Genomic DNA, 25,945 nt, shown 5'->3' with positions numbered 1-25,945 from the left:
CCAGACTTGGTCGCATGACCAACTGTCGTGTAGCGTCGTCCCCGGGGCCGCGCAGGCGGCTCGGGACTGAGGAGGCCGAATGAGGAAATGGACATTGCTGGCGCTCGCGATCGCCGCCGAGGTGGGGGCGGCGCTGTCATTGCGGGCCGCGATCGACACCCCTTGGTGGTCGGCGCTCGCCGTGGCCGGCTATATCGGCGCGTTCGTCGCGCTCGCCGCGCTGCTGCGCATGGGCGCGCCGATCGGCGTGGTCTACGGCATCTGGGCCGCCTCGGGCGTCGCCCTGACCGCGGTGTTCGGCACGCTGCTCTTCGACGAGCCGTTCACGCTGCTCATCGGCATCGGCATCGCCTTCGTGATCGCCGGTGTGGTCATGGTCGAGACCGGCAGCCACAGTGACCAGGCCGAGCCGGCAGTGGCGGAGGTGGCGCGATGACCTGGCTGCTGCTCGCCGGAGCGATCATCGCCGAGGTCATCGCGACCTTGTCACTGCGCGCCTCCGAAGGCATGCGGCGCAAGCGGTGGATCCCCGCGGTCGTCGTCGGCTACCTCGCCGCGTTCGGACTGCTCACGCTCGCACTGGCCCACGGCATGGGGATCGGCATCGCGTACGGCATCTGGGCCGCGTGCGGCGTCGCCCTCACCGCGGTGGGCGCCCGCGTGTTCTTCAAGGACCGGCTCACCAAGCGCATGGGCGCGGGCATCGCGCTCATCGCCGCGGGCGTGCTCCTCATCGAACTGGGCGCCGCGCATTAGGGGGTGTACGAGGAATCCCGGCGAGTCGGTATCCGAGTCCATTCGTTCGGTCGCAATGCCAATCGACTGCTCGCAAGCTTCGCCGAGGCTGCGAAGGGGCCTTCCCATACCGGTGTTGTATGCGAAGGCCCCGACAATGCAGCGAGCGGGCAGACACCCCCTAACGCGGCTCGGCCTCCGCGAGGGCCGCGAGTTGCGAGGTCACGGCGCCCCAGCCCTCGGCGAAGCCGAGCTGCTCGTGCAGGTCGCGCGCGGCCTTGTCGCCGTGGCGGACGCGGATGCGGTAGTCGGTGCCTTCCGGGTGGTCGGCGAAGGTGACCTCGGCGGTCATCGCGACCGGTTGGGGGTTCGCAGGGCGCCAGTCGCTGTCGAGCCCGTTGGTGAAGACGAGCCGCAGCCGGTCCTCGACCACGAGGAAGCAGCCGTCGACGTGGGGCGTGAAGGTCGCCCCGTCCTCGCTCATGCGGGTGACGAGCGCGCCGCCGGGCCGGGCCTCGAGGCGGTCGACGCGGCAGTGGAGCGGCGCCGGGATCCACCACTGCGCGAAGCGGTCCGGGTCGGTCCAGGCGCGCCAGACCCGGTCGCGCGGCGCGCGGATGACGCGTTCGAGGCCCAGGTCGAGTGCGGGGTCGAGCTCGGGAATCATTGCTGCTCCTCCGGTTCGGCGACGAGGCGTTCGAGCCTGTCGGTGCGGTCTTCCCAGATCCGACGCTGCTCGGCGAGCCAGCCGTCGACGAGGTCGAGCCGCTCGCGCCGGAGCGCGCAGGTGCGCACCCGGCCGGACTTGGTGGTGCGGATGAGGCCGTTGGCCTCGAGGGTGCGCACGTGCTTCATGAACGACGGAAGGGTGATCGGGAAGGCGCGGGCGAGGTCGCCGACGCTCTGGGGGCCGCGGCCGAGGCGCCGCACGACCTCGCGCCTGGTGGGGTCGGCGAGGGCGACGAAGAGTCCGTCGAGCTCCTCCGAATACTGTGCCATGAGGCTAAGTATGACGCGGAGGAACACTGAGCGCAAGGGCTAAGCATCTCCGTTCTGCTCAGGGCGAAACGTCCTGGTCCGGCGGCCCCCGCGGACTTACGATGAGGCATGGCCGACACTGCTGCACCGGAACACGCGAACCAGCCCCCCGCCGCCCCGGACGGCGAGCCGCTGTGGCGCGACGCCCTCGGCGAGTGCCTCCGCGACCTGCGCCACGACCGCGGCGAGAAGCTCATCGACACTGCCGGCCGCGCCGGCATCTCCCCCCAGTACCTCTCCGAGATCGAACGCGGCATGAAGGACCCCTCGAGCGAGATGATCGCCGCCGTCGCCGGGGCCCTCGAACTCACGCTCACCGACCTCACGGTGGCCGTCGCCGAACGCCTGCAGGCGTTCCAGTTCTCCGCGTCCGTCGCCGCCTACGTGCAGAACTCCGCGTACGCGCTGGCCGCCTAGCGCTCCTCCATCACGTGGTCGATCAGGCCGTAGTCCTTCGCGGCCCCGGCCGTGAAGACCCGGTCCCGGTCGGTGTCCGCGCGCAGCGTCTCGGCGCTCTGCCCGGTGTGGCGCGAGAGGATCGCCTCGATGTCCGCCCGCACCCGCACGATCTCGTCCGCGGCCAGGATGAGGTCGGGGATCGTCCCGCGCCCCTGGGCCGCGGGCTGGTGGAGCACGACGCGCGCGTGCGGCAGCGCGGCCCGCATCCCCTCGGCCCCGGCCGCGAGCAGCACCGCGCCGACCGCCACCGCCTGGCCCACGCACGTGGTCGCGACCTTCGCCTTGATGTACCGCATCGTGTCGTAGATGCCGAGCATCGCGCTCGGGTCGCCGCCCTCGCAGTTGATGAACAGGTTGATGGTGCGCTCGGAGTTCTCCGCGTCGAGGTGGAGGAGCTGCGCGACGAGCGCGTTCGCCACCCCCGCGTCGATGCCCGTGCCCAGGTAGATGATCCGCTCGGAGAGCAGGTACGAGTAGACGTCCATGATCCGCTCGCCGCGGTCGTTCTTCGTGATCACATTGGGGATCGAGTACGTGCTCATGCGGAGGCTCCTTCGCGGTTGATGCCGAGGCCGATGCCGCGGCGCGTGTGCGGGGCGATCTGGTCGAACTCGGTCACGATCGCGTCGATGAAGCCGTAGTCGAGCGCTTCGGGCGCGGTGTACCAGCGGTCGTGGAGCGAGTCCTCGAAGATCCGCTCGACGCTCTGGCCCGTGTCCTCGGCGATGAGGCCGAGCACGGTGTCGCGGGTGTGGCGCAGGTCGTTGGCCTGCAGTTCGATGTCGACGGCGGCGCCGGCGATCCCGGCCGAGCCCTGGTGCATCAGGACGCGCGCGTGCGGCAGGGCCCGGCGCTTGCCCTTCGTGCCCGAGGAGAGCAGGAACTGCCCCGCGCTGCACGCCAACCCCAGCGCCAATGTGGACACATCACAGGGGATGAGCCGCATGACGTCGCGGATCGCGAGCATCGAGGGCACCGACCCGCCCGGGGAGTGGATCCACAATGCGATGTCGGCGTTGGCGTTCTCGATGGCGAGGGAGAGCATCTGCGTGGCCAGCAGGGTCCCGTTGTCGTCGTCCAGCGCGCCGTCGAGGACGAGCACGCGCTGCTGGTACAGCTCGCGCCTGGCCCGTTCGTCGAACAGCGGCGGTTTCCCGTTTTCACTCATGACTCCACGATGCGTGCGCCCGCGCCTGGGCCGCAACCGAATCTGCCGGGGGCGGATCCGCTGTGAGCAGCGCGGCCGAAATCCAGCGGGCCGGGCACCGCGCTGCCTAGGCTCCACGCATGACCAGATGGATACGACACCAGCGTGCATGCGCCGTCGCGGCGGCCGCGTTCGCCCTGCTCGGGGCCGCCGCGTGCGGCGACTCGGACGGCGGCTCGAGCTCGCCCTACGGCACCGACCCGACCACGGCCGACGCCTCCGAGTCGGCCTCGCCCTCGGAGGCGCCCACCGCCGCGGGAGCGGCCTCGCTCGCCACGGCCACGGACGACGACCACGGCGAGTTCCTCGTCGACAACGACGGCTTCGCGCTCTACCTGTTCACTGAGGACACGCCCAACACGCCGAGCTGCTACGACACGTGCGCGACCGCCTGGCCGCCGCTGCTCACCGACACCCCCGACGTGGCCGCGGGCGGTGCGGTGGACGCCTCGCTCATCGGCACCGTCGAACGCACCGACGGCACCGTGCAGGTCACCTACAACGGCTGGCCGCTCTACTACTACACCGAGGACGACGAACCGGGCGAAACCGAAGGCCAAGGCGTGCAGAACATCTGGTACCTGGTGGCCCCCAACGGGGACGCCAACACCACCGACAACTAGCTAGGCCTGCGGGCCGTCCGCGCGGCGCCAGCGGTACCGGCGCTCCGGGCGGCCCCGCCCCGCGTACTTCAGCGCGACCTCGGCCCGGCCGGTCTCGGCCAGCTGCTCGAGGTAGCGGCGGGCGCTCACCCGCGACACCCCGATCCGCTCGGCGCACTCGGCCGCCGAGAGCGAATTCGCCGCCTCGCGCAGCGCCCCTTCCACGAGCTTCGCGGTCTCACTGCTGAACCCCTTGGGCAGCACCGCGATCGGTCCCGTCGCGGGCCGGTCGAACGCCCGGTCGACATCGGCCTGGTCGTGCACCGCCGCGGCGGCCAGCCCCGCCCGCCGGTTCGCGTACTGCTCCAGGCGCTCGGCGAAGTCGTCGTAGCTGAAGGGCTTGAGCAGGTAGGAGACGACGCCCAGGCGCACGGCCGCGCGCACCGCCTCCGCCTCGCGGGCCGCCGAGATCACCATGACGTCGCACTCGTGGCCCTCGGCGCGCATGCGCCGCAGCAGGTCGAGCCCGAACACGTCGGGCAGGTACAGGTCCAGGAGCACCAGGTCGGGCCGGTGCTCACCGATCGCCGCGAGGGCCTCCTCGCCCGTGCGGGCGCTGGCGACGCCGCGGAAGCCGGGGGTGCGCTCGACGAAGCCGCGATGGATGTTGACCAGCCGGAAGTCGTCGTCGACGACCAGCACGTCGATCATGGCGGTCCCTTCACCGGGCGGACGGGGTCGGAGCGGGTTCGTGGAGGAGCGGCAGGACCGCGGTGAAGCGGGCGCCCTGCTCGGTGTGCTCCAGAGCCACCGAACCGCCGTGATGCTCGCACACGAGCTTCGTGAGCGCAAGTCCGATGCCGTGCTCCCCAGCTGCGGCTTTGGTCGTGTAGCCGTGCTCGAAGACCTCCCCGGCGGTCTCGGGGGGGACGCCGGGGCCGGAGTCGTGCACCGTGATGCGCACGGCCCCTTCGTGCTCGCTGACGGCGACAGCCACCCACGCGTCCGTGTCGCTGCGGCGCGGCAGCGGCGCGTCGCGGGCGTGCCCGGCGGCGGCCTCGACGGCGTTGTCGACGAGGTTGCCCAGGACGGTGCCGACGTCGGCGGAGTCCTCGGGGTCGAGCGGCGCGAGCGCGCTCTCGGCGACGATGTCGAGCCGCACCCGCCGCTCGGCCGCCTGCGCGGACTTCGCCATGAGGAGCGCGGCGATCGCCTTGTCGCGGATGGGTTCGGCGATGTGCAGTTCGAGGGACTGGCGGTGCCGGTTGAGGGCGTCGATGTAGGCCACGACCTCGTCCTGCTCGCCGATCTGGATGAGCCCGGAGATGGTGTGGAGCTTGTTGTCGAACTCGTGGGCCTGGGCGCGCAGGGCCTCGGCGGTGGACCGGAACGAGCCGAGGTCGCGTTCGAGCTGGGCGAGCTCGGTGCGGTCGCGCAGGGTGGCGACCGAGCCGAGGGACCGGCCGTCCTTGGCGACGGGCATCCGGTTGACGACGAGCACGCGGTTGCCCTGGAGGACGACCTGGTCGGCGCCCGCGGCGGCGCCGGTGAGCACGTCCCGCAGGCGCGCGGTCAGCCCGAGTTCGTCCACGAGCGCGCCGACGGCGCTCTCGGGCAGGTCGAGGAGGCGGCGGGCCACGTCGTTGACGAGGGTGATCCGGTGCTGCGGGTCGAGGGCCACGACCCCTTCGGCGATGCCGTAGAGCATCGCTTCGCGGTGCTCGGCGAGCCCTGCGATCTCGCGCGGCTCCATGCCGAACGTCTGGCGCTTGATGCGCCGGGCCAGGAGCCACGACCCGGCGATGCCCAATGCCGAGGCGATCCCCAGGTAGAGCAGCAGGTCGGGGCTGTCCCCGGCGAGCAGCGCGGCCGGGGAGGGCACCTCCTGGCCGACGACGGCGACGCCGAGCTGCACGATCGGGTCGCCGTCGTCGCCGTCACCGTCGGCGTAGCCGAGCACGGGGGCCTGGCCGACGAGCTCGGTGCGGCCGCCGATCTCGATCTCGCCCCGCCAGCCGCGCCCGTCGAGCACGCCCGGCCCCAGCGGCAGGACGGTGCCGATGAGCAGCGGGTTCGTGGAGGCGACGACTTCTCCTTCAGCGTCGGCGATCGTCACGGAGGACACCAGCCACCGCTCCTGGCTCGACTGGATCTCCGGCGCGAGGGTCTGCGCGGGCGCCGGCGCGGGGAGTCGGCCGCGCACCAGGTCGGAGGCGGCGAGGCTCTCGGCGAGCTGCGTGACCCGGCGGCCCTGCTCGATCGCGAACACCGCCTGCGACTGCGCGAGCGAGACGCCCGCGACGGCGGCGAGCACGAGGAGGATCACCGTCAGCTGGGAGGCGAGCAGCTGACCGGCGAGCGTAGGGCGCTTCCTGAACACAATGAACTCAATGATCGTTACGGACACAAGGCTGACGCCGGGGCCGCGTCGGGGTGACCATCGTCTCTCACAGCACCCTCGAAATGAAAGAGCAACGACGATGAAATTTCACCGGAGGGCCTTCCTCAGCGCCGCGGCGGCCGTCCCCCTCGCTGCCACGGCTTCGGCCTGCGGCATGACCGCCGACGACGGCGGCGGCGAAGGCGGACCCCTCACCGGTCTGCGGATCATGGTGCCCAACAGCCCCGGCGGCGGCTACGACACGACCGCCCGCTCGATCGCCAGGATCATGGAGGACGAGAAGATCGCCAAGGCCGTCGAGGTGTTCAACCTCGAGGGCGCGGGCGGCACGGTGGGCCTCCAGCGGGTCGTGGGCGAGGAGGGCAACGGCGAGCTCGCCATGCAGATGGGCCTGGGCGTCGTGGGCGCCTCGTACACCCAGAACTCCGAGGCGAAGCTGACCGGGACGACGCCGATCGCGAAGATCGTCGAGGAGTCCGGCGCCATCGTCGTGCCCGTCAACTCCCCGTTCCAGACCATCGACGACCTGGTGGCGGCCTGGTCGGCCGACCTCAAGGGCGTCACCGCGGGCGGCGGCTCCTCCCCCGGCGGCCCCGACCACCTGCTGCCGATGCAGCTCGCGAAGGCCGTGGGCATCGACCCGGCGCAGGTCAACTACGTCTCGTACGACGGCGGCGGGGAGCTCCTGCCGGCGCTGCTGGGCGAGAAGATCAGCTTCGGCGCGAGCGGCGTGGGCGAGTTCATCGACCAGATCGAGGCCGGGCAGCTGCGGGTCCTCGCGGTCTCCGGCGCCGAGCGGGTCGACGTCGTCCCGGACGCGCCGACGTTCGTCGAGTCCGGCATCGACCTGGAGTTCACGAACTGGCGCGGCTGGGTGGCCCCGCCCGGCATCAGCGACGCCGACAGGCAGTCCTGGATCGACGCGCTCACCGCGGTGCACGAGTCGGCGGCCTGGCAGGAGGAGCTCGACAAGCAGGGCTGGATCGACGCGTTCGTCACCGGCGACGACTTCGGCGCCTTCCTCACCGAGCAGGACGCGACGGTGGCGGCGACGCTCCAGGAACTGGGCCTGGCATGACCGTCGACAGCGAAACCGCGGTCGAGGAGGCCGAGGCGTCCGCGCCGAAGCGCGACCTCGCGCAGCTGTGGGTGTGCGGGTTCCTCGCCGTCCTCGGCGTGCTCGTGGTCGTCGACGCTTCGCGCCTGGGCGGGTTCTCCGCCTCGAACGACCCGATCGGCCCGAAGCCGGTGCCGATCATCCTCGGCGTGCTGCTGGTCGCCGTCGCGGTCTGCTACGCGCTCGACGCCCTGCGCGGCGGGCACGGCGAGGACGAGGGCGCGAACGCGGGCGAGCGGTACGACTGGAAGACCATCGGCCTGCTCTGCGCCGTGTTCATCGCGAACGCGCTGCTCATCGACTGGCTCGGCTGGGTGATCTCCGGGTCGCTCCTGTTCTGGGGCTGCGCGATCGTGCTCGGCTCGCGCCGGTACTTCCTGACGCTGGCCGCGGCCGTCGCGCTCGGCCTGGCCACGTTCTACGGGTTCGCGATCGGCCTGGGCCTCGGCCTGCCGGCCGGCGTGCTCCAGGGCATTCTGTAGGGGGCGGGCATGGAGAACCTCAACGCCCTCATCGACGGCTTCGGCGCGATCCTGACGCCGGGGAACCTGCTCATCGCGCTCATCGGCGTCACCATCGGCACGGCCGTGGGGATGCTGCCGGGCCTCGGCACGGCCATGGCTATCGCGCTGCTGCTGCCGATCACGTACGGCATGGAGCCGACCCAGGCGTTCATCATGTTCGGCGGGATCTTCTACGGCGGCATGTACGGCGGCTCGACCACCGCGATCCTGCTGAACACGCCCGGCCAGTCGTCCTCGGTGGTCACCGTGCTCGAGGGCTACAAGATGGCCCGGAACGGGCGCGGCGGCCAGGCCCTGGCGACGGCGGCCATCGGCTCGTTCGTGGCCGGCACGATCGCCACGGTCGCGCTCGTGTTCGTCACGCCGATCACCGTGCAGTTCGCGATCGGCCTCGGCGCGCCCGAGTACTTCGCGATCATGATGCTCGCGCTCATCGCCACGGCCTCCGTGCTGGGGTCCTCACGCATCCGCGGCTTCGCGTCGCTCCTGTTCGGCCTCGTCATCGGCACCATCGGGATCGACGCGGTGACCGGCCAGCAGCGGCTGACGTACGGCGTCCCGGAGCTGGCGAACGGCATCGACATCGTCGTGGTCGCCGTCGGCGCCTTCGCGGTCGGTGAAGCACTGTGGACGGCCGCGCGCCGCCGCAACGGCAAGGACGAGATCGTGCCGGTCGGCCGGGTCTGGATGGGCCGCAGCGACTGGCGGCGCTCGTGGGGCCCGTGGCTGCGCGGCTCGGCGCTGGGCTTCCCGTTCGGCGCGGTCCCCGCCGGCGGCGCCGAGGTGCCCACGTTCCTGTCCTATGTAACTGAACGCAGGCTCTCCAAGCACAAGGACGAGTTCGGGAACGGCGCGATCGAGGGCGTCGCGGGCCCGGAGGCCGCCAACAACGCCTCTGCCGCAGGAACACTCGTGCCGATGCTCGCGCTCGGCCTGCCGTGCAACGCGACGGCGGCGGTCATGCTGGCGGCGTTCCAGACCTACGGCATCCAGCCGGGGCCACTCCTGTTCGAGAAGGAGTCGGCGCTGGTGTGGACGCTCATCGCCGGGCTCTTCGTGGGCAACGCGATGCTGCTGGTGCTCAACATGCCGCTCATCCCGATGTGGGTGAAGCTGCTGCGCATCCCCAAGCCGTACCTGTTCGCGGGCATCCTGTTCTTCGCGTCGATGGGCGCGTACGCCACGAGCGGCCAGGCGTTCGAGCTGTACATCCTGCTCGCGCTCGGTCTGGCGGGGCTCGCGATGCGGCGCTTCGGGATTCCGATGCTGCCGATGATCGTCGGCGTGATCCTCGGCCCGATGGCCGAACGGCAGGCGCGCATGTCGCTGCAGCTCTCGGGCGGCGACCTCTCGGGCCTGATCGGCGGCCCGGTGGCGTGGACGGTGTACGCGGTGGTGGCCGTGATCGCCCTGTGGCCGCTGGTGTCGCTGGCCCGCCGCCGGGCAATGAAGGGCCGCGAGGCCGTCGCGGCCTAGTCGGAGGGGGAGGTGGGGGCCGGTCGCGTGCGACCGGCCCCCACCTGTTCCTGTCTCCTAGCGGAGTACGGCTTTCTGGAGCATCTCGGCGGGGCCGGTGCTGAAGCGGCGCAGCCACAGGCTCGATCCGATGAGCAGCAGCGCGCTGATGGAGGCCCAGAGCGCGAGCACGAACCACGGGTTCGAGTCGAACCGCGCGGCCAGGCCCAGGCCCCAGCCGTAGCAGATCACCGAGGCCAGCAGGTTCTGCAGGATGTAGCCGCTCAGCGCGGTGCGGCCCAGGCTCTCGAAGGCGCCCATGACGACGCCGCGCCGGGCCTTCTCGACGATGAGGCCGACGAGCCCGATGTAGCCGAGCATGACCACGGGCGCGGCCACGTACCGCTCGAGGTAGAACAGCTCGGTCGGCCCGGCCATGACGGCGAGGTTCAGCGGCACGCCGATCCCCAGGCCCCACACCAGGAGGCGGCGGCGGATGCGGCCGCCGGTCGCGTCCCCGCCGAACGCGCCGGCGCGGAAGAGCTTGACGCCCAGCATGAACAGGAACACCAGCAGCGGGAAGGTGATGACCGGTTCGATGCGGAAGGCGATGGCGTTGTCGAGGCGGAACTGGACCTGCTCGAGCCACGAGCCGGAGGCGTAGAGCGCCTGCACTTCGGCGTCGGGCTGGGGTTCGAAGCCGCTGCCGGCGGTGACTGCGGCGGTGAGCAGGCCGGTGAGGGCCAGGTGCAGGCCGAGCGCGCTCCACATCACGGCGTTCTGCGCCCGCTGGGAGCGCTTGAGCATCCAGGCGACGACGATCGCGGTGACCGCGTAGCCCATGAGGACGTCCCACGCGAACAGGAGGATGAAGTGGACGGTGCCTTCGGCGAAGAGGAACAGGGCCCGCCAGTGGTAGCGGCCGGGCCAGCGGCGGCCCTTCTTCTCCGCGGAGCGGTACTGGATGGCCAGCCCCACCCCGAAGAGGACCGTGAGCATGGACAGGAACTTGCCGTTGGCGAGGAACTGGAGCGCCCCGCCGAGGAGACCGCCGCTGGTGATGCCGAAGCCCAGGAGCGGCCCGGCCTCGCCGTGCGCGGAGGCGAACAGCCAGACGTTGGTGCCGAGCGTGCCGACGATGGCGACGCCGCGGAGCACGTCGAGCAGCGGCAGCCGCTTGGCGGTCGGTGCGGTGTCGACGGCCGGGGCCGCCGCGGTGGAGGTGTGCATGTACTCAGGTTCGCGCGCCGCGGGCCCGAAAGAATCCTTCCCCGGCATGGACTTTCAGGGTGAAACGGGGCGACCGGGGGTGCAGGTCCGGCCGCCCCGAAAGTCGCAGGCTCAGGCGCCGACTGCGACTTTGGTGGCAGGCGCAGTGCGCCCGGCGCCCGGTTTCCGGGGGCGCTTCGGCTTTCGGTCGAGCCACCACTGGGCGATCATGAGGTTGACGATCCAGCTCGTCCAGATCGAGGCGATGGCCCCGTCCCGGATGAGCGCGTCCATGTCGCCGCCGTAGTACCCGTCCAGGAACGGCATGAGCGCCACGATGAACAGGACCATCCACACCCGGTTGAGCACGATGGAGGTGCAGAGCGCGAAGCTGCGGATCATCCAGCGGCGGTGCTCCTGGAAGCGCCGGCGCCGGGCCGCGACGAACCCGGCGAAGGTGAAGCCGAACCACAGCGACGCGCCGATGAGGTTCCCGATCTTCCCGGCCGGGCCGATCACGGACATGACGGAGACGATGATCGCGAACACGCCGGAGGGCACGACCCCGGCGAAGACGTAGAGGCGCCCGGAGATCCGGTGCACCTTCGGGTGGTGCTGGCGCAGCCACGGCCAGACCTGCATCGAGCAGGTGATGATCGCGATCGAGCCGAACAGGATGTGCCCGCTGAGCATCAGGTAGTGGACCTCGGGGAAGTCCGGCTGGAGCTCGACCAGCGAGTCCCCGGTGTCGAAGGTCAGGTAGCTCGGCAGCCGCGCCGCCACGAACAGGCCCACGATGAGGAACAGCGGGACGATCCAGGGGCGGCGGTACCACTTCGGTCGCGCCTTGGGGGGCGGTGCTCCCGGGGCCTCGGGTGTTTCGGCGAGGAGGGTCGGCTCGGCCATGGGGGGACTCCGATCACGCGTTCCGTTCGATGCGTATGAGATACGCTAATTAGCGTACCTCATACGCAAGACCGACGAGTGCCGCCACATCCGGCCGCGACGTAGGCTGCGGTGCACGAGGCGAAAGTGGAAGGGGCGCACCAGTGGGCACAGGCGACTACGAACTGCTCTGGGGCGGGTCGGCCCGCGCCGGCCGGGGACGGCCCGCGGGCCTCAGCCGCGAGCGCATCGTCGCCGAAGCCGTCGCCATCGCCGACGCCGAAGGGCTGCAGAAGGTCTCGATGAAGCACCTCGCCGAGCGGCTCGGCAGCGGCGTCATGTCCCTCTACCGGCACGTTCCCGGCAAGGACGAACTCGTCCTGCTGATGTACGACTCCCTCATGGCCGGGCCCCACCCGCTCCCCGAAGCCGACCACTGGCGCGAGATCCTGCGCGGCTGGGGGCACGGCGTGCGGAAACTCTTCATCACCCACCCCTGGGCCCTGAGCGTCGCCACCGCCGAGCGGACCATGGGCCCGGGCGAGGCGACCCTGGTCGATGCGGTGATCGGCCGCCTCACCGCCGTCGGCATGCCCGCCGGACTGGGTCTCGTCGCCGTGCTCACCGTCGACTGCTTCATCCTCGGCGCGGTCCGCCCCGAGATCAGCGGCACCGACGGCAGCACCGAGTACTTCCAGTTCCTCGCCGACCCCGCAATGCGCGCCCGCTTCCCCAACCTCGCGCACATCGCCGCGCCCGGCACCGCGTCCGGCATCGCGATGGAGGACTACTTCTCGTTCGGCCTCGAACGCGTCCTCGACGGCCTCGAGCGCCACATCGAAACGGGCGCATAGAAAACGGGGACCGGCCCCGAAGGACCGGCCCCCGCCATTTCAGGAGAGGACAAAGCTTAAGCGGGTTGCAGCGCAGGCTCGCCCCTGCGGGGCGCCTCCTCCGGCTCCTCGGCGTCGCCACCGAAGGCCGACTCGGCGTCCAGCGGCACCGGAGCCGCGTCGTACACCTCGCGGTCGAGGATCTTCTCCGACTTCGCCACGATCACCGGCACCACCATCTGCCCGGTCACGTTCGTGGCCGTGCGGATCATGTCCATGATCGGGTCGATCGCCAGCAGCAGGCCCACGCCTTCGAGCGGCAGGCCCAGCGTCGAGAGCGTGAGGGTCAGCATCACGGTCGCGCCGGTCAGGCCCGCCGTCGCCGCCGAACCGATCACCGAGACGAACGCGATGAGCAGGTAGTCCTGGATGCCCAGCGGCACGTCGTACACCTGCGCCACGAAGATCGCGGCGATCGCCGGGTAGATCGCGGCGCAGCCGTCCATCTTCGTGGTCGCCCCGAACGGCGACGCGAACGACGCGTAGTCGCGGGCGACGCCGAGCCGCTCGGTCACGATCCGCTGCGCCAGCGGCAGCGTGCCCACCGAGGAGCGCGAGACGAACGCGAACTGGATCGCCGGCCACGCCTTGCGGAAGAACTGCACCGGCGACACCTTCGCGACCAGCCGCAGCAGCACCGGGTAGACCACGAGCATCACGATGAGCGCGCCCAAGTAGATGTCGATGCTGAACACCGCGAGCGGCTCCAGCAGGTCCCAGCCGTACGCGAACACCGAGTTGCCGATGAGGGCAGCGGTGCCGATGGGCGCCAAGCGGATCACCCACCACAGGGCCTTCTGGATCAGCGCCAGCGCCGACTCGTTGAACTTCAGGAACGGCTCGGCCTTGTCGCCGAGCTTCGCGGCGGCCGCGCCGACGATGATCGCGAGGAACACGATCTGCAGCACGTTCACGTTGACGAACGCGTCGACCACGTTGGTGGGGATGATCCCGGTCAGGAAGTCCGTCCAGGAGCCGGTGGTCTCCGGCGCCGCGGCGGAGCTGGTGAGGGTCACGCCCTCGCCCGGGTTGGTGGTCAGGCCGATGGCAAGGCCGATCGCGACGGCGATGGCCGAGGTGAGCGCGAACCAGCCGAGGGTCTTGGCGACCAGGCGGCCCGCGTTCGCGAGGTTGCGCAGGTTGGCGATCGACGCGACGATCGCGGTGAACACCAGGAACGGGACGATGAGGAACAGGAGCTGCACGAACAGCGTCCCGATCGTCTCGAGGGTGGTGCCGAGCCAGGCGACCGACCATTGGCGGGCGACGTAGCCGAGGACGAGGCCGAGCGCGAGGCCGATCAGGAGCTGCCAGGCGAACGGGATCTTGAAGCGCTTGCGCTGCTTGGAGTCGTTTGGTGCCGCGGTTGCGGACATGGTGAACCTCTTGGATTCTGGGCAGACAGCAGGGCACGGCCCGGCTGCGGTCTTCTGGGGAACGCTGGGGTGGCTCGAGGCCAGCGTGAGAAAAGGGGGAGTCTTCGGCGAGCCCGCCGGTGAAGAGGTTCGGTGCTAACGACAGAGCACGGTGGACACGCGGCAGAAGTCGAGGTGACGTCTCCGGGTCAGGTGCTGGTTCGTGATCGTGTAGCGCATCGCTCACAAGGCTAGCGGCACTCGCATATCGGGCGCAAGGGTCAGTGAGAGACCGCATACGGCCCGGTCCGCGGGAATATCCGCGGCGACTAGATTCGTGGCGTGCCCGACACCAGCCGCCCGCCGAGGGACCGCGAGCCCCAGCGCCGCCCGCCGCGGGACCGCGGACCGCAGCGTCCACCGCGGGACCGCCGACCCGGGCGCCGCCCGTCCCTGAACGGCCAGTCTCCGCACCACCGCCCCTCCCTGCGCGGCGCGCTGCGCGCCGCCTCCGCACCGGCCCTGGCCGCGGTCGCCGCGGGCGGCGCGATCGGCGCGCTCGCCCGGTACGGGCTGACCGTGGCCTTCCCCGCTGCTCCCGGCGCGTTCCCGGTGGCCACGTTCACCGCGAACACCGTGGGCGGCCTGCTCATCGGGGTCCTCATGATCACGGTCACCGAGGTCGCGCCCGGCCTCGGCCGCCTCCGTCCCTTCGTCGGGATCGGCATCCTCGGCGGCTTCACCACCTTCTCCACCTACATCCTCGACATCGGCCGCACCGCGAGCGCCGGAGCGACCGCGCTCGCGGTCGTCTACGCGTTCGCGACGATGGCCGCAGCGCTTCTGGCCGCCGCGATCGGCATGTACGCCACCCGCAGACTCGTCCGGCGCCGCGCATGACACTCCTCCTCATCGCCGCCGGGGCCGCGATCGGCGCGCCCGCCCGCTTCCTCACCGACCTCGTCATCGCCCACTACGCGGGCCGCTACCTGCCCTGGGGCACGCTGGTCGTCAACGTCGCCGGGTCCGGCCTCGCCGTGTTCCTCGCCGTCGCCGTGACGAACGCGGACTGGACGGCGCTGCTCGTCACCGGCTTCTGCGGGGCGCTCACCACGTACTCGACACTCTCCTACGAGACGCTGCTGCTCGTCGAGTCCGGCCGCTGGCGCCACGCGCTGTGGAACGTCGCCGCGAACCTCGCGGGCGGCCTCGCCGCGGGCCTCCTCGGGCTCGCGCTCGCACACCTCGTCACCGGCTGAGTTCCGACACGCGGCTGCGGCAAATGCGCGGTTCGGGCGCCGCCATGCCCCACGATCGAGGTCCTGCCATAGCTGCCGGCCGGGGGCGCTTCAGTGCCCCCGGCCGGCACGACTCGAAAGGGACCCCTGATGCCGGGCTCGCGCCGCATTGCTCTCCACCGCCTCGCAGGCCGAACGGCCGCGTCCCGCATCCGGACGACCGCCGTCGTCGCCGCGGCGCTCGCGCTGCCGATGCTGGCCTCCTCCTCCCTTGCCGCCCAAGCGGCCCCGGAGGAAGGCGCGCCCCGAGTCTGGCTGGTGGAGCTCGCTCCCGGCGCGGGCGCGTCGGCCCTCGACGCGGCCGCCCGCGACCTGGACTACACGCTCCGGCACGACTTCGCGCGCGTCTGGAACGGCGTCTCGGTCGAGACCGACCCGGCCACCGCCCGGCGGCTCGAACGCCTCGACCTGGTCGAGCAGGTCTGGTCGGACGTCCTCCTGATGGGCCCCGCGCGCGTCGGCGACGAGGCCGCGCCCCCTGAGGCGCAACCCGAACTGGCCCAGGCGATCCAGACGACCCGCGCGGCGGACGCGCACGACCGCGGCATCACCGGCGAGGGCGTCAAGGTCGGCATCATCGACACCGGCATCGACTACACCCACCCCGACCTCGGCGGCTGCTTCGGCGACGACTGCCGGGTCGCGTACGGCACCGACTTCGTGGGCGACGACTTCGACTCGGACGACCCCGAGAACGCCGAGCCCGCGCCCGACGCGGACCCGGCCGACTGCGGCGGCCACGGCACGCACGTGGCGGGCATCGTGGGCGCGAACGGCAAGGTCACCGGTGTCGCCCCCGACGTCGAGCTCGGGGCCTACCGGGTGTTCGGCTGCGACGGCTCCACCAGCTCCGAGGTCATCATGCAGGCGCTCGAGGCGGCGCTGGACGACGGCATGGACGTCGTGAACCTCTCGCTCGGCCAGTCCTTCGAGTGGCCCGGCTACCCGACCGCGGAGGCCGCGGACAAGCTCGTCGAAGAGGGCGTCACGGTCGTCGCCTCGATGGGCAACGACGGCGAGGCGGGCATCTACTCGGGTTCGGCGCCGAGCCTCGGCACCGATGTGATCGCGGTGGCCTCCACGGACAACCCGAAGCAGCGCATGGACGCCGCGTTCGTGCCGGCCCTGGACCGCAGCATCGGCTACCGCCAGATCGACGACACGCCCGAACCGGAAGCGCCCACGGACCCGCTCGTGTGGCTGGGCCGCGCCTGCGCCGACGACGCGTCCGAAGGGGACGTCGCCGGCAAGGCCGCGCTCATCGTGCGCGGCACCTGCACGTTCAATGAGAAGTACCAGCGAGCGGTCGCCGAGGGCGCCACGAGCGTCGTCATCTACAACGACCGCTCGGGCCCCTTCGGCGGCGGCGGCATCGCGGACGGTCCCGTTCCGGCCCTTGCCGTGACGGACACCGATGGCACCGACCTGCACGACCTGGCGACGATCGGCAAGGCCCCGGTCCTGGAGTTCTCCGGCGAGACGGTCCTGGTCGAGCTCCCGCGCGGCGGCTTCGCCTCCTCCTTCACCGCTTACGGTCCGGCCCCGGACCTCTCGTTCAAGCCCGACCTGACCGCCCCCGGCGGCGGCATCTGGTCCACGATCCCCGTGGAAGACGGCTCCTACGCGGCGCTTTCGGGCACTTCGATGTCCTCCCCGCACGTCGCGGGCGCCGCCGCGCTGCTGCTCGACGACGACTCGAGTCTGAAGCCGCGCGACGTGCGCACCCGCCTCGCCAACTCCGCCAAGCCGGTCGCATGGGGCGACAACCCCGACCTGGGCGAACTCGAAGCGGCCCATCGGCAGGGGACCGGGGTCATCGACGTGATCGACGCCCTCGACGCCGAGGCCGACCTCTACCCGACCGGCGTCAACACCGGCGACGGCACGGGCCCGCGCACCTTCGAGCTCCAGCTCACCTCGCGCGACACCAAGACCCGCACCTACGAACTCACCCACCGCTCCACGATCGCCACCACCGGCGACACCCGGGCGCCGGGCTTCGTTGCGGCCGAGCCGAACGTGACGTTCGAGCCGAAGACCCTCGACCTCTATCCGGGCCAGACGGCCACGGTCCAGGTCACGGTCGAGCCCAGCGCGGACCTGCCTGCGGGCTCCGTCTTCGGAGGCCGCATCACCGCCCGCCCGGACTCCGGCGAATCACTGACCGCCGCCTACTCGGGATACCAGGGCGACTACCTCGCCATTCCCGTCCTCGATCACCCGGAGTTCCCCCGTCTCGCGGCGATCGTCGGCCAGGACCCGGAGACCCACCAGTTCGAGTACCGCGACCTGGAAGAGACCGAAACCTTCAGCCTCGCCGAAGGCCCCGACCTCGCCGCCCTCGTCTACCTGGGCCACCAGGTCTCCTCCATGGAGATCAGCGCCGTCAACACCGCCACCGGCGAAGTCGTCGAATGGGAGCCCGAGCAGTTCCTCCCACGCTCCCCGGGCCCGGACGACGCCATCGGCATCCACCTCGAGGACCTCACGGAGTCCCGCCCCAATGCCTTGGAACCCGGCCAATGGACCCTCCATGTCAAGGTCCTCAAAGCCCTGGGCGACGAGGCGAACCCGGCCCACTGGGAGCAGTGGACCTCGCCCGCCTTCACCTTGACCGAGTAGCGCTAGCCGACCGGCGCTCCACCCGCCGGACACGGGAATGGGCGGCACCGCATCGCGGTGCCGCCCTTGTCGTTCCCATCGTTCGCTCTATCGGAGGGTCCAGCGCTGGTTGCTGCCACTGCCGCAGGCCCGCAGGATGATCGGGGATTCGCACGTGGGTTCAGGCTGACACAGCTTTTCGCGCATCTGCAAGCGCAACACACCTTCGTGTGCAAAAGCGTCTAGAAGCCCCCGCCCACCTCACCCTCACCAGCTGTCTTTCGGTGTACCCCAAGACAGGCGACAGTCCACTACTCTGGGTCGCGGCCGTAGAACAAACCCGGCAATCCCCACCGGAGGTCCCACCCGTGCCACAATGCACCCCCAACCTGGCAATGGTCCACGACCTGCTCTCGGAGTCCTGCTGATGGGCAACGGATTCAACCTCGATCCCGAGGCGATCGACAAAGTCGCAACAGGAATCTTCACGCTCTCCGAAGAGCTCTACGGCAACATGAGCCTGGTCGTGAATGATTCCGACGACCTTTCAGGCTCGGTCGATACCGCCCAGTTCACCGGCGTGGCCGAAGTCCTCGAAGCGGTCGGCAAGTGGGGGGACGAACTCATACCGACCCACCGCTTCCGGATCGAGGAGTTCGCCGGATACCTGGTCGTGGCAGTTCGATCCACCGAAGAGATCGACGATTACGTCTCGTCGGAGTTCGACCAGTACGCCGACCAGTTCCCCCGCAACGCCGACATCCCGGCTCCGGCCCTACCTGCGCCAGACTCTGCCGACGCCGTCCCCTCGCCCAACGGCCTTGACGTGGCGGTGTGACGACGATGCCGATCACCTATCAAGGCCTCACCAGCGCCGACTTCGATCCACTCAAAACCCACGGTGAAACCTGGCTGCAGTTCTCGAAGCACCTTGAAGAACGTCTCGCCGAGCTCGACGACTTCCGCACCGGCGACTTGAAGGACGACAATTGGAGCGGCGACGCCGCAGAGGCCGGTCGCGAACGCATCAAGGAATTCGTGCAGGACCTCGACGAGCGCGCAGGCCAAGCTCGAAGAATCGCGGCAGCCATCGATGATGCGGTGGTCGCGCTTCAGGATGCGAAGGCTCAGCTCGCGAATTTCGTCGCGAGCATCGACCCGGCGCTGAATGTCAGTGTTAAGGCTGACGGCACGATCACCTGGGAAGGAGGTGCTCTGGCCGGCACCATTGATCAGATTGAGGGCGAGATTCAGAGCTGGCTCGACAAGGCGACCGAGGCCGACGACGCGTTGAAGGCCGCAATCGGACTATATGGCGAAACACTCAGCGCCGCTGAGGAAGCCGCGCTGGACCAACTCGCCGCCAACGAGGTCGGAGGTCTCCAGGACCTCATCGACGGAGATGCCTCGCCCGAGGAAGTCAACGAGTGGTGGAATTCCCTGAGCGGCGCAGAGCAGATCGCCATGCTCGAGAACCACCCTGAACTCCTCGGCGGACTCGACGGCGTCCCCACCGACACCCGCGACTACGCCAACCGTGAACTGCTGGAGTCCGAGCTCAACCGGTACAGCCCCACTCTCGACGCCGACATCGCCGATCTCCAGGCGCAACTCGACGCCATGGGCGACCCGAAGCAGTTCGAAATGGCCACAGGCGGATTGTGGATGGAGGAGACCGAGGAGTACAAGGAATACCAGGCACTCCAGGAAGAACTCGCCGCCCTTGAAGACCAGCGCGACCGACGCGACTCCCTGACCGGCTTGCAGGACGCCATCACCGGACAGGCGACCACCGGGCAGGATTACTACCTGATCGGATACGACTCAGCGAAAGACGGCAAGGCGATCGTCTCGGTCGGAAACCCTGACTCCGCCGACAACACCGCCGTCTACGTGCCCGGCACGGGCTCCGACCTCTCCAACTTCAGTGGTTCGCTCGATCGGGCCGAGACCATGGCCGAGGACGCCAAGAGTAAGGACTCCAGCGCTGAGACCGCCGTGATCGCCTGGCTCGACTACGACGCTCCCGACGATGTCAAACCCTCCGAGGAGGACGGAGCTTGGAGCACCGGAGCCGAGAACATGCACTGGGCGGAGGACGCGGGCCCAACCCTCTCCCAGTTCACACACGCACTCGAAACGACCCACCAGGGAGACTCGCACACCACGCTGGTGAGTCACTCCTACGGCACCACCGTCGTCGGACACACCGCCTCCGAGTACGGCGTCGCGGTTGACAAGATCGTCGCCGTGGCATCACCTGGTATGGATACCGAGCACGCCGCTGACCTCGGCATCGGCGCCGAGAACGTCTACGTCACCACCGCTGAGAATGACGCCATCCGCGATACGACCGACACGGTGACCACCATTCAAGATGCCCTGCCGGAAGGATGGTCCACTGTTTTCGGCGCACCCACGTATGACAACGAAGGCGACGGCTCGCAAGCCTGGCACGGCGGCACCAACCCAGTCAACGACGACTACGGAGCAGTCGAGTTCGCCAGCGACCCCACCGACAAGAACGGCGAGCTGACTGACGACGGAACCGACATCCACAAAAACTACTGGGCCGACGGGAACGAAGCTCGAGAGAATATGGCCTTCATCATCACTAACCAGGCCGACCGAGTCACTCTCATGGAAGGGTACGAACCGTCATGAGGCACGAACGCCCTCTAGCGCGGCGTATCGCCGCCCGACTCTTGACCGCCTTGGCGGCGCTCACTCTGACAGGAGCCTGCATGCACACCTCCAGTGAGGAAGAACCTCCCCCCGAACGCGAGTTCGACCAGTCGACCGCCTGGGAGCGCCTCGAAGCAGCCGCCGCCGAGGCCATCACCGATCTTCCCGAGTTCCCCGGATTTTTCGAGCGCACCATGCTTCAGCTCGAATGCAGCCACACCGGCACGGTCAACGAGGAGTACATCAACCTCGAACTCTCCTACCGGTTCAGCGCCGAAGTATCGAACCAGGATCTTGTTCGAGAGGAGTATCGGACTGCACTCCGTGACAAGTGGGCGGCAGCGGGATACGACATCCATCGTGATGTCCAACAGGGTGACGACCCGCCGTTCTACGCACTGGAGGCACTCCAGCCGGACGGCATCAACCTCTGGTACGAAGTGGCAGGCTACGTGGTCCTCCATGTGCAATCCGGATGCATCAAGACCGTCGAAGGCGGCGATTACAACCCTGACTGTCCGACCCCGCTCGGCGGCGTAACCCGCGAGAACGACCATGCAAGCAAGTTCTGCTCCAACATCGACACGGTCTACCCCGGCGAGGAGATCGCAAGCGAGGCCGTCGACCCGTTCGCGACTCCTTCAGGGGAGTCGTCGTCCACTCCAGCGAGGATGGTTCCCTGGGCGCGTGAACCCGATCCGCGCGAGACAGGCCCGACCAGTTACGAGGGCCTACTCTGACCTCGTTCCGCAAGAACGACATCGGCCCGGCAGTTACCGCCGGGCCGGTGTGCTTGCGCTGCTTACTGCTGGCGGCGGTGAACCTGCTGGGCTCCGGTCTGGTCTCGGGGCATGATCGTGATCTGGTCGACGTTGACGTGCGCGGGTCGCGTTGCGACCCAGGTGATCGTCTCGGCGATGTCGTCGGCGGTCAGGGGGGTCATGCCTGCGTAGACCGCATCGGCGCGCTCCTTGTCGCCTTCGAAGCGCACCAGGCTGAACTCGGTCTCGACCATGCCCGGGTCGATCTCGCAGACGCGGACCGGTTGGCCGAGGAGTTCCAGGCGCAGGACGCGCGTGACGGCCGCTTCCGCGTGCTTCGCCGCGTTGTAGCCGCCACCGCCGGGGTAGGGCTGGTGGGCCGCGATCGAGCCGATCACGACGACCTGGCCGTTGCCGGATTCGACGAGCTTCGGCAAGAGCGCCTTGGTGACCCGGATGGTGCCGAGGACGTTCACGTCGTACATCTTCTGCCACAGGTCGAGGTCGGCCGTGGCGATCGATTCGAGGCCGAGGGCCCCGCCCGCGTTGTTCACCAGCAGGTCGCAGCGTTCGACCTGCTCGGCGAAGGCTTGCACTGAGGTTTCGTCCGTGACGTCGAGCGCGATCGCCCGGCCCCCGCACTCCGCCGCGACCTCGGCGAGCCGGTCGGCACGGCGGGCTCCCAGGACGACGTCGAACCCGGCCTTGGCGAGGGCTTTCGCGGAGGCGGCCCCGATACCGCTGCTCGCTCCCGTGACTACGGCTACTGGTCTGGTGCTCATGGGGCCCGAGCCTACCCATTCGCCGGAGGGACCGAGCCGCGCTCGTCCCACAGTGCGGCCTCGTTCGGGGCGCAAGCCCCTGCGCGGCCGTACCATCGGTTCCGACGCTGGTTCCGGAGCGGTGCACGCCGCCCCGGCTAAGAGGGAATCTGGTGCGAATCCAGGACTGCCCCGCAGCGGTGAGAGGGAACGAAACCCGCCATGAGCACTGGGCCCGGAACCTGGGAAGCGGTGGGGACTAGGAGAACAAGCGCCCTCGAGTCCGAATACCTGCCCGCGTACCGCGCGCGACCGCGCGCGGTCCCGTTGTCGCAAGTTCGAGGGAACTGACACATGAACACACCTACCAGCGTGCCCGCGAAACCGCAGGCCACCGCACTCGGCTACCCGCGCATCGGCCCGAACCGCGAGCTCAAGCGCGCGCTCGAGGCCCACTGGTCCGGGCGGCTCGACGCCGCCGGGCTCGAAGCCGCCGCCGCGTCCGTCCGCTCCGGAATGCTCGACGACCTCTCGGTGCTCGACACGGTCCCGTCCGGGACGTTCTCGCTCTACGACCACGTGCTCGACACGATCGTGGCTGTTGATGCGCTCGCTCCTCGGCATCGCCGCGAGACCGAACTGGCCTCCTACTTCGCGGCCGCGCGGGGTGACGAGGCGGCCGTGCCGCTCGAGATGACCAAGTGGTTCGACACGAACTACCACTACCTGGTGCCTGAGATCGGGCCCGACACCGAGTTCGACGCCAAGCCCGCCAAGGCCGTCGCCGAGTTCCTTGAAGCGAAGGAACGCGGCCTCGACGCCCGGCCCGTGCTGCTCGGCCCGGTCTCGTTCCTGCTGCTCGCCAAGGCGAGCGAGGACGCTCCTGCCGAGTTCACGCCGTTCGACCGGCTCGACGACCTCGTTCCGGTCTATGTCGAGCTGCTTGCCGCGCTCAGGGAGGCAGGGGCCGCGCTCGTTCAGGTCGATGAGCCCGCGCTCTGCGCCGACCGGTCCGAGGCCGAGCTCGCGGCCGTCGCCGCGACCTACCGGCGGCTCACCGCCGACACCGAGATCGTCGTCGCGGGCGGCTACGGCCCGTTCGGTGAGGCGCTGCCGGTGCTGCTGGAGGCGGGCGTCGCAGGCATCGCGCTGGACCTCGTCCGGGGCCGCAGTGACCTGGAAGCACTTGAGGCACTGGATGTTTCACGTGAAACATATTTGCTCGCGGGCGTGGTCGACGGCCGCAACATCTGGCGCACCGATCTTGCCAATGCGGGCGCCGACATTGCACGGCTGCAAGGCATCAGCGACCGCGTCGGGGTCTCCTCGTCCTCCTCGCTGCTGCACGTCCCCGTCGACCTGGACGCCGAGCACGAGCTGCCCGCCGCGCTGATCGAGCGCCTGGCCTTCGCCCGCCAGAAGCTCCGCGAGATCACCACGCTCGCGGACCCGGACGGTGCGCGCGCCGCGCGGCCCCAAGCTCCGGATGCATGGCGCGATGACTCGGTGCGCTCGCGGCTCGCCGCCCTCGGCGCCGACGCCGACCGGCGCATCCCGTACGCCGAACGCCAAGCGGCCCAAGCCGAACGCGTGCCGCTCCCGGTGCTGCCGACCACGACCATCGGCTCGTTCCCGCAGACCGCCGAGCTGCGCAACGCCCGCGCCGCGCACCGCCGCGGGCTGATGATCGACGCCGACTACAAGGCCCGCATGAAGGCCGAGGTCGCCGCCGTCATCGCCGAGCAGGAGAAGCTCGGACTGGACGTGCTCGTGCACGGCGAGCCGGAACGCAACGACATGGTGCAGTACTTCGCGGAGCAGCTCACGGGCTTCGCGACCACCGCCGCGGGCTGGGTCCAGTCCTACGGCTCGCGCTGCGTCCGCCCGCCGGTGCTCTACGGGGACGTCACGCGGACGGCCCCCATGACCGTCGAGTGGACCTCGTACGCGCAGTCGCTCACCGAGAAGCCCGTCAAGGGCATGCTCACCGGGCCCGTGACGATCCTGGCCTGGTCGTTCGTGCGCGACGACCAGCCGCTGTCCGAGACGGCCGACCAGGTCGCGCTCGCACTGCGCGACGAGGTCACCGACCTCGAAGCGGCCGGGACGGCGATCATCCAGGTCGACGAGCCCGCGCTGCGCGAGCTCCTGCCCGTGCGCGCGGCTTCCCGTGCGGCGTACCGGGACTGGGCGACCCGCTCGTTCCGCCTCGCCACCGCCGGCGTGCGCCCGGAGACCGCGATCCACACGCACCTCTGCTACTCGGAGTTCGGCGAGGTCATCGACGCGATCGCCGCCCTGGACGCGGACGTGACCTCGATCGAGGCCTCGCGCTCGAAGATGGAGGTCCTCGCCGACCTCGACCGCGCGAACTACCGCAGCGCGGTCGGCCCGGGCGTGTGGGACATCCACTCGCCTCGCGTCCCGGCCGCCGACGACATGGCCGAGGCGCTGCGCCTCGCCGTGGCCGCGCTCGGCCCGGAGCGGGTGTGGGCGAACCCGGACTGCGGCCTGAAGACCCGCCGCTACGAGGAGGTCCGGCCGTCGCTGGAAGGCCTCGTCGCCGCGGCCCGCACGGTGCGCGAGCAGCTCGCGTAAGACGAGAGCACCGCCCCGGATCGAGCATCCTATAGGAAACAGGGTGCACGGTCCGGGGTCGGAGCGCTGCTGTCCGGCTCCCCGGAATCGGGCACGTACCCTTGCATATGTGGCGATCGACAACTTCCGTGTCCTGACCGAGCCCGAATTCGGCACCATGTCCGGCCTGGCGAAGGCCAGCGCCGACTGGCGGCGCCTGGCGCACAACGTCGAGGCGCTGGCGGCCGTGGCCGGGGTGCCGATGATGGCGATGGTGAAGGCCGACGGGTACGGGCACGGCATGGTCCCGGCCGGACGGGTCGCGATCGAGGCCGGGGCCGCCAGCCTCGGGGTCGTGACCCTCAGGGAGGCATGGCAGCTCAAGCGCCTGCCCGACCTCGCGGATACGACCGTGATGGCGTTCTTCTTCGCCCCCGACCAGCCCGGTCTCACTGAAGTCGTCGGCGCGGGGATCGAGCTCGGGGTGTCGTCGCTGGCGCAGCTCGACGCGGTCGCCGAGGCGGCCGACCGGGCCGGGGTACCGGCCCGCATCCATCTCAAGGGCGACACGGGCATGTCGCGCGGCGGTGTGGCCGAGCACGAGTGGGCGTTCGTCGCCGAGGCCGCCGCGAAGCACCAGGCCGCCGGATCACTGGTCGTCGTGGGCGCGTGGAGCCACCTGGCGTGCGCCGACGAGATCGGGCACCCGGCGAACGCCCAGCAGAAGGCGGCGTTCGAGCGGTTCCTCGAAGCGGTCGCCGCCTCGGGCCTGGAGCCGGAGGTGCGGCACCTGGCGAACTCGGCGGCGCTCATCGCCGACCCGCAGACCCGCTATGACATGGTGCGCCCCGGCATCGCCCTGTACGGGTACAACCCGGTGCCGCAGTTCGCGGTCGACCTGCGGCCGGTGATCGAGGTGCGGTCGGTGGTGATGTCCGTCAAGCGGCTCCCCGCCGGTTCGGGCATCTCCTACGGGCACACGGTGCACTTGGAGCGGGACACGAACGTGGCGCTCGTGCCGCTCGGGTACGCCGACGGTGTACCGCGGGCCGCTTCGGGGAAAGCCGAGGTGTACCTGGCGGGCAAGCGCCGCCGGGTGCTGGGTCGGATCTGCATGGACCAGTTCATGGTCGACTGCGGTGACGACGCGGTGAAACCCGGCGAGCCGGTGGTGCTCATCGGCGCGGGCGCGCAGCACCTCGACGCGGACGACTGGTCGGCGTGGGCGGGGACGATCCCCAACGACGTGCTGACGGGGATCGGTTCGCGGGTGCCGCGGTTGTGGAACCGCGGCCTGGCGCCGCTCGGGGACGCCTGAGTACGGAACGCCGCGTCTGCTGCAGTGCGGCGGTTCGACCGGTGACGGGGGACTTGTGTTCGGA

Annotated in this window: 26 protein-coding genes and 1 riboswitch; of the genes, 16 read left to right on the top strand and 10 right to left on the bottom strand. The window is 70.1% G+C overall.

Annotated features, from left to right (window positions below; all coding sequences use genetic code 11):
* The first annotated feature begins 79 nt into the window (after nt 1-79).
* A complete protein-coding gene (locus QWI33_RS20310; RefSeq protein WP_289958978.1) occupies nt 80-436 on the top strand; it encodes a DMT family transporter in 357 nt (118 codons plus the stop codon).
* Nucleotides 433-756 carry a DMT family transporter gene (locus tag QWI33_RS20305; RefSeq protein ID WP_289958977.1) on the top strand — a complete coding sequence of 108 codons (324 nt, stop codon included), beginning with the start codon at nt 433-435 and terminating at the stop codon, nt 754-756. Before QWI33_RS20310 ends, QWI33_RS20305 begins: the two co-directional genes overlap by 4 nt.
* A gap of 160 nt (nt 757-916) precedes the next feature.
* Here QWI33_RS20305 and QWI33_RS20300 read toward each other — a convergent pair whose 3' ends face one another.
* Nucleotides 917-1,402 (bottom strand): SRPBCC domain-containing protein, encoded by a 486-nt coding sequence (locus QWI33_RS20300; protein ID WP_289958976.1) that lies wholly within the window; start codon nt 1,400-1,402, stop codon nt 917-919.
* Entirely contained in the window at nt 1,399-1,734 is a 336-nt protein-coding gene (locus tag QWI33_RS20295) for an ArsR/SmtB family transcription factor (RefSeq protein WP_289958975.1), read from the bottom strand. Before QWI33_RS20295 ends, QWI33_RS20300 begins: the two co-directional genes overlap by 4 nt.
* Before the next feature lie 108 nt (nt 1,735-1,842).
* On the opposite strand from QWI33_RS20295, the gene QWI33_RS20290 reads away from it, so the two are divergent.
* Nucleotides 1,843-2,190 (top strand): helix-turn-helix domain-containing protein, encoded by a 348-nt coding sequence (locus QWI33_RS20290; protein ID WP_289958974.1) that lies wholly within the window; start codon nt 1,843-1,845, stop codon nt 2,188-2,190.
* On the opposite strand, the gene QWI33_RS20285 is transcribed toward QWI33_RS20290, so the two are convergent.
* Both QWI33_RS20285 and QWI33_RS20280 read right to left on the bottom strand, forming a co-directional pair.
* Entirely contained in the window at nt 2,187-2,774 is a 588-nt protein-coding gene (locus QWI33_RS20285) for a ClpP family protease (protein ID WP_289958973.1), read from the bottom strand. The genes QWI33_RS20290 and QWI33_RS20285 overlap by 4 nt on opposite strands.
* Nucleotides 2,771-3,400, bottom strand: coding sequence for a ClpP family protease (locus QWI33_RS20280; protein ID WP_289958972.1), 630 nt, complete (start codon nt 3,398-3,400; stop codon nt 2,771-2,773). Before QWI33_RS20280 ends, QWI33_RS20285 begins: the two co-directional genes overlap by 4 nt.
* Nucleotides 3,401-3,519: 119 nt before the next feature.
* On the opposite strand from QWI33_RS20280, the gene QWI33_RS20275 reads away from it, so the two are divergent.
* A complete protein-coding gene (locus QWI33_RS20275; protein WP_289958971.1) occupies nt 3,520-4,062 on the top strand; it encodes a COG4315 family predicted lipoprotein in 543 nt (180 codons plus the stop codon).
* Here QWI33_RS20275 and QWI33_RS20270 read toward each other — a convergent pair whose 3' ends face one another.
* Nucleotides 4,063-4,752, bottom strand: coding sequence for a response regulator transcription factor (locus QWI33_RS20270; RefSeq protein WP_289958970.1), 690 nt, complete (start codon nt 4,750-4,752; stop codon nt 4,063-4,065).
* Nucleotides 4,753-4,762: 10 nt separating this feature from the next.
* Complete coding sequence (locus QWI33_RS20265) at nt 4,763-6,421, bottom strand: sensor histidine kinase (RefSeq protein ID WP_289958969.1); 1,659 nt, start codon at nt 6,419-6,421, stop codon at nt 4,763-4,765.
* A gap of 100 nt (nt 6,422-6,521) precedes the next feature.
* Here QWI33_RS20265 and QWI33_RS20260 point away from each other — a divergent pair, with 100 nt between their 5' ends.
* Genes QWI33_RS20260 through QWI33_RS20250 form a run of 3 tightly spaced genes read left to right on the top strand, consistent with a single transcriptional unit; the run spans nt 6,522 to nt 9,559 of the window.
* Nucleotides 6,522-7,520, top strand: a complete 999-nt coding sequence (locus QWI33_RS20260; protein WP_289958968.1) for a Bug family tripartite tricarboxylate transporter substrate binding protein — start codon at nt 6,522-6,524, stop codon at nt 7,518-7,520.
* Nucleotides 7,517-8,041, top strand: a complete 525-nt coding sequence (locus tag QWI33_RS20255) for a tripartite tricarboxylate transporter TctB family protein (protein WP_289958967.1) — start codon at nt 7,517-7,519, stop codon at nt 8,039-8,041. The genes QWI33_RS20260 and QWI33_RS20255 overlap by 4 nt, the downstream gene beginning before the upstream one ends.
* A gap of 9 nt (nt 8,042-8,050) precedes the next feature.
* Nucleotides 8,051-9,559, top strand: coding sequence for a tripartite tricarboxylate transporter permease (locus QWI33_RS20250; RefSeq protein WP_289958966.1), 1,509 nt, complete (start codon nt 8,051-8,053; stop codon nt 9,557-9,559).
* Nucleotides 9,560-9,616: 57 nt separating this feature from the next.
* Here the strand turns inward: QWI33_RS20250 and QWI33_RS20245 are convergent, their stop codons facing one another.
* Nucleotides 9,617-10,768, bottom strand: a complete 1,152-nt coding sequence (locus tag QWI33_RS20245; protein ID WP_289958965.1) for a DUF418 domain-containing protein — start codon at nt 10,766-10,768, stop codon at nt 9,617-9,619.
* Between the two features lie 111 nt (nt 10,769-10,879).
* Nucleotides 10,880-11,653: a DUF2306 domain-containing protein gene (locus QWI33_RS20240; RefSeq protein ID WP_289958964.1), complete on the bottom strand. Its 774-nt coding sequence runs from the start codon at nt 11,651-11,653 to the stop codon at nt 10,880-10,882.
* A gap of 143 nt (nt 11,654-11,796) precedes the next feature.
* Between QWI33_RS20240 and QWI33_RS20235 the strand changes: the two genes are divergently transcribed.
* Complete coding sequence (locus QWI33_RS20235) at nt 11,797-12,486, top strand: TetR/AcrR family transcriptional regulator (protein WP_289958963.1); 690 nt, start codon at nt 11,797-11,799, stop codon at nt 12,484-12,486.
* A 56-nt stretch (nt 12,487-12,542) separates the two neighbouring features.
* Here QWI33_RS20235 and QWI33_RS20230 read toward each other — a convergent pair whose 3' ends face one another.
* Nucleotides 12,543-13,901: a dicarboxylate/amino acid:cation symporter gene (locus tag QWI33_RS20230; RefSeq protein ID WP_289958962.1), complete on the bottom strand. Its 1,359-nt coding sequence runs from the start codon at nt 13,899-13,901 to the stop codon at nt 12,543-12,545.
* Nucleotides 13,902-14,222: 321 nt separating this feature from the next.
* Between QWI33_RS20230 and QWI33_RS20225 the strand changes: the two genes are divergently transcribed.
* The 6 genes from QWI33_RS20225 (at nt 14,223) to QWI33_RS20200 (ending at nt 21,204) form a co-directional block, all read left to right on the top strand.
* Nucleotides 14,223-14,780: a fluoride efflux transporter FluC gene (locus tag QWI33_RS20225; protein WP_289958961.1), complete on the top strand. Its 558-nt coding sequence runs from the start codon at nt 14,223-14,225 to the stop codon at nt 14,778-14,780.
* Nucleotides 14,777-15,139, top strand: a complete 363-nt coding sequence (locus QWI33_RS20220) for a fluoride efflux transporter FluC (protein WP_289958960.1) — start codon at nt 14,777-14,779, stop codon at nt 15,137-15,139. Before QWI33_RS20225 ends, QWI33_RS20220 begins: the two co-directional genes overlap by 4 nt.
* 129 nt (nt 15,140-15,268) lie before the next feature.
* Nucleotides 15,269-17,800 carry a S8 family serine peptidase gene (locus tag QWI33_RS20215; RefSeq protein ID WP_289958959.1) on the top strand — a complete coding sequence of 844 codons (2,532 nt, stop codon included), beginning with the start codon at nt 15,269-15,271 and terminating at the stop codon, nt 17,798-17,800.
* A 406-nt stretch (nt 17,801-18,206) separates the two neighbouring features.
* On the top strand, nt 18,207-18,617 hold the full coding sequence (locus tag QWI33_RS20210; protein ID WP_289958958.1) for a hypothetical protein: 411 nt from the start codon (nt 18,207-18,209) through the stop codon (nt 18,615-18,617).
* Nucleotides 18,618-18,622: 5 nt separating this feature from the next.
* A complete protein-coding gene (locus QWI33_RS20205) occupies nt 18,623-20,443 on the top strand; it encodes an alpha/beta hydrolase (RefSeq protein ID WP_289958957.1) in 1,821 nt (606 codons plus the stop codon).
* Between the two features lie 80 nt (nt 20,444-20,523).
* On the top strand, nt 20,524-21,204 hold the full coding sequence (locus QWI33_RS20200; protein ID WP_289958956.1) for a hypothetical protein: 681 nt from the start codon (nt 20,524-20,526) through the stop codon (nt 21,202-21,204).
* Between the two features lie 62 nt (nt 21,205-21,266).
* Here the strand turns inward: QWI33_RS20200 and QWI33_RS20195 are convergent, their stop codons facing one another.
* The gene (locus QWI33_RS20195) at nt 21,267-22,007 is read right to left on the bottom strand and encodes an SDR family NAD(P)-dependent oxidoreductase (RefSeq protein ID WP_289958955.1); all 741 of its coding nucleotides are present in this window, start codon (nt 22,005-22,007) and stop codon (nt 21,267-21,269) included.
* 91 nt (nt 22,008-22,098) lie between these two features.
* Nucleotides 22,099-22,299: riboswitch (cobalamin riboswitch) on the top strand.
* Nucleotides 22,300-22,340: 41 nt separating this feature from the next.
* On the opposite strand from QWI33_RS20195, the gene metE reads away from it, so the two are divergent.
* Both metE and alr read left to right on the top strand, forming a co-directional pair.
* Nucleotides 22,341-24,584: a 5-methyltetrahydropteroyltriglutamate--homocysteine S-methyltransferase gene (gene metE / locus QWI33_RS20190; RefSeq protein WP_289958954.1), complete on the top strand. Its 2,244-nt coding sequence runs from the start codon at nt 22,341-22,343 to the stop codon at nt 24,582-24,584.
* Between the two features lie 109 nt (nt 24,585-24,693).
* Complete coding sequence (gene alr, locus QWI33_RS20185) at nt 24,694-25,881, top strand: alanine racemase (protein WP_289958953.1); 1,188 nt, start codon at nt 24,694-24,696, stop codon at nt 25,879-25,881.
* The last annotated feature ends 64 nt before the right edge of the window (nt 25,882-25,945 follow it).

Source organism: Glycomyces tritici, assembly GCF_030403505.1.
The sequence above is the reverse complement of the archived record's forward strand: the minus strand, read 5'-3'. Positions and strand labels throughout refer to the sequence as shown.